Origin of the sequence: Dyella flava (assembly GCF_016904955.1) — a bacterium.
In the GTDB taxonomy this organism is placed as follows: Bacteria; Pseudomonadota; Gammaproteobacteria; order Xanthomonadales; family Rhodanobacteraceae; genus Dyella_B; species Dyella_B flava.
Window position 1 is genome coordinate 615166 of sequence record NZ_JADIKE010000039.1, and the last position, 8028, is coordinate 623193.

Consider the following 8028-nt stretch of genomic DNA (forward strand, 5'->3'; position numbering starts at 1 on the left):
ATCCAGGCAATTCACTTAAACATTGGTTCCGACTTAATTAGGGGGTCGGAAACAACTTGAAACTCCGATTTTCACCGGGAGGGGAGAAACATGAGCAAGATCCACGTGCGCCGCGGCGTACTAGCTAGTTCTTTGGCTTTGGCGTTGTTTGCGCCACATGTTTTTGCACAGACGTCGACCACGTCTACGAATTCGACCAATCCACAGGCCACCACACAGAGTGCTTCTTCCAGCAGCCAGCAGGGCGCCACGCCGCAAAAGGCGCAGACCCTGGACAAGGTGGTCGTGACCGGTTCGCGCATTCCGCGTTCCACCATTGAAGGTCCGGCGCCGGTCGAAATCGTGACCGGTGAACAGATCAAGAAAGAGGGCTTCACCACCTTGTGGGAATTCCTCGATTCGATGCCGCAGGTTTCCGCACCGGACTTTGCCAACCGCGTTTCCACCTGGGGTAACAGCGCGGTCAACGCGCGCGTGGTGAATCTGCGCAACCTCGGTCCGGACCACACGTTGCTGCTGATCGACGGTCATCGCGTCACCGACTATCCGATGCCGGGTGACAACGGCGAGACCACGTTCCAGAACTACAACAACATCCCGATCGGCATGGTCGATCACGTCGAAGTGCTGGGTTCCGGCGCGTCCTCGATCTACGGTTCGGATGCCGTAGCCGGCGTGATCAACGTGATCCTGAAGAAAAACTACGAGGGTGACGACATCAAGGTCACCGCCGGTGGCGCCACCATGGGCGGCCGCCAGTACGGTGATTTCCTCTACACGGGTGGCCGTTCGGGCGACAAGTGGCACCTGATGTACACCTACGAGCACACCAATCGCTCGCCGTTATGGGGCAGCGACCGCTCTTACACCGATTCGGATGCCGATGCCGGCTACGGCGCGTACAACCCGATCGACCGCGAGTTCGGTTTTCCGCGCAGCCCGGGTATCTTTTTGAACGGCCCGACCAGCTTCAACTCAACCAATCCCGGCACGCCTGGCTCTCCGGGCGCGGGCTCCGCCTATGTCAGCCCGCCTGCCGGTTCGTGTAGCAAGTTCGGCAATGAGTTCAGCCAATACAACTACAAGTCGGTCAACACCAGCGGCGACTCGGTGCTGCCGGGCGCGACCAATTGGGGCTCCTACTGCCAGCAGAACGCACTGTATGAAAACTGGGTGCTGTCGCCGGGGTATCGCGCCGACAACTTCTACGTGGCTGGCGAATACGACTTCAGCGAGGCGGTCCAGGCTTACGCCTCGATCGGCCTGTACACCAATACCGGCACCACCAATACCCAGTTGCCGGAATTCGGCCCGGCGTTTGGCAGCCTGCCCAACAATTTCTACGATCAAACCAGCGGTCAGATCATCACCAACTACGGCCGCCAGTTGACGGAAGCCGAGATGGGCACCATGGGTAACACCCATGACTACGAAACCAACTGGGACATCCATACCGGCTTACGCGGCACGGTGTTTGATAACTGGGATTGGGATTTCAATCTCGGCACCAGCAAGTACATCGTGCACGAGGACTACACGGCCTATAACTATCAGGCCATGTCCAACTTCTTCTTCGGCCAGCAGCTCGGCACCACCACGATCGGCGGCACCACGTATCCGGTCTATGCGATCAATTCGCAGCGCTGGTGGAATCCGATCACCCCAGCGGAATACTCGACCTTTGCCGCAGGCGGCGAGAACAGCGCGGTGAGCTGGATGAACCAAGCCACGTTGAACCTGACCAACGGTGAGTTGTTCAACACCTGGGCCGGCCCGGTCGGTGCATCGTGGGTGTTCGAAGCCAACCACGAAGTCTATTCGCTGGCGCCCGATCCGCGCGGATTCAGCGTCACCTTCGCCGATCCGTTCTTCAACTACTACACCGGCGGCGGTACCCGTACGCGCTTCTCGACGGCGACCGAGTTCCGTGTGCCGCTGGCCGATACGCTGACCTGGACCATCTCTGGCCGTATCGACAAATACGACGACCACAGCAGCGCTGATATCGCCAAGACCTGGGGTACCGGTATCGAATGGCGTCCGATCGACGGCCTGCTGGTGCGTGGCACGTACGGCACCAACTTCCATGCGCCGGACATGCAGGCGATCTATCTGCAGGATTCAGTGCAAACGGTGGGCAACTATGCCGACCCGCTGCAGTGTATCCAGACGGACAACCGCACCTGCGCGAACTATCAGCACTCCAACTACTTCAACCAGTACCAGGGCGGCAGCTACAACCTGCTGCCTGAAACCGGTCACTCCTGGACCTACGGTTTCGTGTGGGATATCCCGGGTGTCGAAGGCCTGTCGTTCTCTGCCGACTACTGGCACATGGGCGTCAACAACGCGATCCAATGGATTGGCTTGCAGCAGGCGCTTACCGACGAAGCAGGCTGTCTGACCGGCCTGCAAGTGAGCGGTGCGCCCTATATCGCACATCCGCTGGGTTCGCAGTATTGCCAGGAAGCGATTGCCAACGTCGTGCGCGATGCGGCCGGCAACATCCTCAGTGTTCACACCGGCCCGATCAACATTGCCGAGGAATATGTGAGCGGCATCGACAGCTCGCTGGTGTACAAGCTGTCCACGTCGAACTGGGGCAACTTCAAGTTCGATCTGAACTACACCAACAACTTGTCGTTCAAGCAGCGTACGGATCTGTCCGATCCGCTGACCAATACGCGCTACCAATACCCGGCGACCAAGTCCGTTGCCAACGTCAATTGGTATATCAACAAGTGGGACTTCACCCTGCACGGCGAACGCACCGGTGGTATGCGCGCTGCCAACTATGGCGGTTGCGAAACGCTGCCCAATGGCATCCAGCCGAGCCTCGGTGATCCGAACTGCGTGATCTATACCGGCAACGTACCGGGTTGGGTGATCTTCAGCACGGCCGCGTCGTATAACATCAACGACAAGGTCAAAGTGAGCCTGAATGTGTCGAACATCTTCAACAAGGTCGGCCCGATTACCGAGTATGCCGGCGGGTTCGAGTTCATTCCGGAGCAGCAGGGCGACGATTACGTAGGACGCGAAATCTTCGCCACGGTGGATTGGAAGATCGATTGATGTAAGCAAGCTGAGCGAGCCCGGCCAAAAGCCGGGCTCGCTTGTTTTACGCGGCTTGCCGCGAGCGTCATCGCTGCATGCCTGTGCGGGGAGTATTGTCGATGTTGAAGTCTCTGGTGATGGGCTGCCTGGGTGTGTCGATACTGCTGGCGAGCACGTACGCCGCCGCGGAGATCTCGATTATTCCGCAACCCCAGCACATGGAAGCGGGCGAGGGCAGTTATCGGCTGGATGCCAATACCGGCATTGATGCGCCAGATGACGCGCGTTCGCGCGAGATCGTGGCCTTTTTGCGTGATGCTGTGCGCGACCAGACCGGCATCCACGTGTCCGAAAGCCCGCATGCGCACGGCATCGTGCTGGCGATCGATCCAACGGTCGGAGGCGACGAGGCTTATCGGCTTTCCGTAACGAAACGCGGCGTCATCATCCAGGCCTCGACCGACAAGGGGCTTTTCTGGGGCGTGCAGACCTTGCGTCAGCTGCTGCCGCTCGAACATGGTGCGCCCGCGCAGATTCCGGCGGTACAGATCGAGGACGCTCCGGCATTCGCCTATCGTGGTTTCATGCTCGATGTCGGTCGCCATTTCTATCCGGTTTCCTTTATCAAGAAGCAGATCGACCTGCTCAGCTACTACAAGATCAATACTTTCCACTGGCACCTCACCGAGGACCAGGGTTGGCGCTTGCAGATCAACCGCTACCCCAAACTCACCAGCGTTGGCGCGTGGCGGACCGAAGCGGATGGCAGTCGTTATGGCGGCTTCTATACCCAGGCGGAGGCGCGTGAGGTGGTGGAGTATGCGCGGCAGCGCAATATCAGGGTCATTCCGGAAATCGAGATGCCCGGCCACAGCGTGGCGGCGCTGGCCGCGTACCCCGAGCTTTCGTGCACCAAACAGTCGTTGCCGGTGCCCACGACCTGGGGTGTGTTCAAGGATATCGATTGCGTCGGCGATCCCAATACCTTCGTCTTTCTCCAGCATGTACTGGATGAAGTGACGGCCATCTTCCCATCGCCGTATGTGCATATTGGCGGAGACGAGACGCCAAAGGATCGCTGGAAAGATTGCGCTTCCTGCCAGGCTTTGCTGCACCAGCAAGGACTGAAAGATGAAGAAGGCCTGCAAAGCTATTTCATCCGTCATATCCAAAGCTACCTGGCCAGCAAGGACAAGACCCTGATCGGCTGGGATGAAATTCTTGAAGGCGGCGCCGACAAGAACGCCATCATCGAAATCTGGCGTGGCGACGATGAAGCACGCAAGGCGCTGGCCAACGGCAATCGCATCATCGTGGCCGGGCCGTTCTATCTGGACTGGCCCATCGAACAACTGACCGCCAGGAACATTTACCAAACCGAGATTACCGGTGCGGCCAACGATCCGGTGTTTGCGGCGCATCGTGCGCAGATACTGGGCGCCGAGGCGCCGCTATGGAGCGAGCGGGCCAATCCGTTCAATGCAGAATCCAAGATCTATCCGCGCATGCTGGCGTTTGCGGAAAACCTGTGGACCCACGGCGCGCATGACGAAGCCGGCTACGCGGATTTCGAACATCGCTTGCAGGCGCAATATCCATGGCTCGATACCCAGCAAGTCGCCTATGGCCTCGAAGACCGTGCGGTGGTTCAGTACGCCCTAACCGCTAACACTCAGCAGGGTGGCTGGCAATTGCACGCCAAGCGTGGCTTTGAAGACCTGCAAAATCACTACACCGCCAATGGTGCCGAGCCCACCGCACAATCCCCATCATTCGGCGACACGGTCGATATCAAACAGGCCGGCGTCGTGAAAGTGGTTCCATTCCGGCGTGGCTTGCGCTACGACAATGCCAGCAGCTTCACCCTGGTCAACAACGAAGCCACCGGGCATCCCATCACCTTCGCCCAACCCGCATCGCCGCCTTACGCACCCGGCGATGTGCTGGTGGATGGCGTCTTGGGAAGCGACGATTTCCACGATGGACGATGGGCTGCGTGGCATGACAGCGACCTGGATGCCACGATCGATCTGCAAAGGAACATTGATTTGCACACCATCAAGGCCGGATTTCTCGCCGATCCGGCATCCAGGATCCTGCTGCCCGGAAAGATTTCCTTTTTCGTGTCGGCGGATGGCCAGCATTGGATCAAGGTGTACAGCGATGCACCCAGCGTGGATATGACCTCGCCGCTACGGTTGCAGCAGTTCGAATTCAGTGCCTCCAAGCCAGTGGCGGCGCGCTATATCCGGATCGAAGCAGACCGGGTTTCATCCGTGCCGGCCACTTATGCCAATGGCGCCAAGGATATCTGGCTGTTTGCTGATGAAATCCTTGTTCAGTAGGGTGTCGGCTATTGGGGGGGGCGCCAAAGCCCCAGTGACAGCAGGGCGGGTTGATCAGAAAGGTGGTTGCACGATCTCATCGCGAGGCTTCCGTCAGCACATCGCTGACGGAAGCCGCATTTATGCGGGCGCCATTCTCCCTTTCGAAATCCATGCGTATCCCGTTGCAGGCTTCATCGCCCAACGCTTAATCCTTGGATGGATCGGGGACGCTATCGGTAGTCGGCAGATCAAGGATCTCGCGCAATGCGTCGCGATTTCCCTCGGCGGCAAGCATGTCGCGGCCAAAACCTTTGCACGCCAGGATAAAACGGTCCGCCAACTGGCGCTGCAGTGGATTGAATTGAAGGCGCGCGGCATCCAAGAGAATCAAGGTTGCATCCAGCTCTTCGAAAATCTCTGCGCACATTGCAGTTGATTCCTTGTTGATGTATTCGATCGCAGGTAGGTATTTCCGCATGTTCTTTGCTCCTTGTTAGCGTCCGTGTAACTGCGAGTTATGCCATGAAAATCATCGCGGATGATGCACTCCCTGCGTGAGTGCGTTTCAAAATGCGTACGATCTTAAAAAAAATAGAAGAGATCTTGGTGGTTAGGAAGAAAGGGCGCACAGCAATCGCAGACAAAGTCTATAGCGAAGCAAGACTATTCCTACATTTAATCTGCATAGGATCCCGTCTAATTAACGCCACTGATGAAACGCGTCTGAGGTAATGGGCGCCCATCATCTTGGCATGCGTGGTCTGCGGCACTGCACCGGTCGTTGATGCCGTCAGCACTGCGTTCGAGATACGTCACGCACAGGGCTGTTAGTGGTCGCTGTAAGCAGGGTGAAATGGAGTTGGTTTGCATCATGGATGATCGTTATGTACACCGTTGTCGCCCGTCCCGATGGCGTTGGCTGCCTCTTGCAGGATTGGCCGCGCTTGCACCGGCGGCATTCGCGCAGGACCGGCCGCAAACGCTCGACGAGCTACAGCAACGCGAGCGTACGCAACGCCAGGCACAGGAACGTCAGCTGCGCGATAAGGGGCCGGATGTTCGCCTGCAACAGGAAGTATCCAGCAACTTCCACAACCTCGCCTTGCCCGAAGAAGCCGGCTGTGTCGAACTTAGTCGTATTCATCTGGTGGGCGAGCGTGCCACCCATTTCTGGTTCGTGCAGCGTTATCTCAGCCAGTACGCCGGTCGTTGCGTTGGCCACGAGGGCATCAGCCTGATCGTGCGTCGCGCGGGCGACATGATCATCGATCGCGGCTATGTCACCACGCGCATTGGCTTGGGGCAGCAGGATCTTTCCAAGGGCGTGCTCACCATCACCCTGATGCCCGGCGTGATTCACGCCATTCGCATGGCCGATGGCGCTTCGTCCAACGATTGGCGTTGGGCGTTGCCGATGCGTCCAGGCGATCTGCTCAATCTGCGCGACGTCGAGCAGGGGCTGGATCAAATGCAGCGACTGCCATCGCAGGACGTAAAGATCGATATCGCGCCAGCGGAAGGAGCGGGCCAATCCGATCTCGTCATCAGCATCCAGCGCAGCAAGCCCTGGCATGTGGTCGCCACACTCGATGATTCCGGCGCGGCGGCAACCGGTCTCTATCAGGCAGGTCTCAATATCGGCATCGACAATCCACTGCATGCCAATGACCTGCTGTCGCTGGGCGTCACGCATGACGTGCTCAACGGTTCGGGGCGGGGCACGCAGGGTTTCAACGGCAATTACGCCATTCCTCGCGGCAACTGGCTGTTCTCTGCCAGCGTCTACGGTTTTCGCTATCACCAGACCGTTGAAGGTTCCGCGCAGGCCTTCATGAGCAGCGGCATCTCCAAGTCGCTGGATCTGTCGGCGCAGCGCCTGCTGCATCGCAATCATTACAGCAAGACCACCGCCGAACTGCACGTCGGCAAGCGCTGGGCACACAGTTATATCGAAGACGTGGAGCTGGATTCACAGCGCCGCGACATGACCATGGTGGAAGCAGCCATCCTGCACCGCCGCTATCTCGGCAACGCGCAGCTGGATCTGCGTCTGGCCGAACGCTTCGGCGTGCCGTGGTTCGGCGGACAGCATGATCCAGTCGATCATCAGCCCGGCGATCCTTCCTTCCGCTACCACCTCACCACCATGGATGCGTCGCTCACCCAGCCGTTCATCCTGGGTGGGCAGCCGGCGCAGTGGACCAGCGAATTCCACGGCCAATACACCGATAACCATCTTTACGGTTCCGAATACATCAGCATCGGCGGCCGCTACACCGTGCGCGGATTCGACGGTGAGCAGACGCTGGCCGCCGCCAAGGGCTGGTATTGGCGCAACACCTTGTCCATGCCGCTGGGAAAGTGGCCGCTGGTGTTTTACGCCGGCCTCGACACCGGCCGCGTGAGCGGCCCCGGCACCGAATACATCCCCGGCAACACTGCCTTGAGTGGCGGCTTCTTCGGTTTGCGCGGCAGTTATCGCCAACTCAGTTGGGATGCCTTTATCGGCAAGGCCGTGCATGGGGGACGCCTGTTACCCACCACGCGGCCGGCCAGCGGCTTCCAGCTGGTGTACGCCTTTTGATCTCCATCACGACCCGTTATCCGTCAAGGACAGACCCATGACTTTTCGTCGTTCCCGTCC

The 8028-nt window shown here is 58.8% G+C and carries 4 protein-coding genes; all 4 read left to right on the forward strand.

Translation table 11 applies throughout. The features are described 5' to 3' along the window. Positions 1-90 precede the first annotated feature (90 nt). Positions 91-3075 (forward strand): TonB-dependent receptor plug domain-containing protein, encoded by a 2985-nt coding sequence (locus tag ISP19_RS21165; RefSeq protein ID WP_204684371.1) that lies wholly within the window; start codon positions 91-93, stop codon positions 3073-3075. 101 nt (positions 3076-3176) lie between these two features. Continuing rightward, entirely contained in the window at positions 3177-5402 is a 2226-nt protein-coding gene (locus tag ISP19_RS21170; protein WP_204684372.1) for a glycoside hydrolase family 20 protein, read from the forward strand. Further along, positions 5383-5820: a hypothetical protein gene (locus tag ISP19_RS21175; RefSeq protein ID WP_204684373.1), complete on the forward strand. Its 438-nt coding sequence runs from the start codon at positions 5383-5385 to the stop codon at positions 5818-5820. Before ISP19_RS21170 ends, ISP19_RS21175 begins: the two co-directional genes overlap by 20 nt. 435 nt (positions 5821-6255) lie before the next feature. Continuing rightward, on the forward strand, positions 6256-7968 hold the full coding sequence (locus ISP19_RS21180) for a ShlB/FhaC/HecB family hemolysin secretion/activation protein (protein WP_204684374.1): 1713 nt from the start codon (positions 6256-6258) through the stop codon (positions 7966-7968). Positions 7969-8028 lie beyond the last annotated feature (60 nt).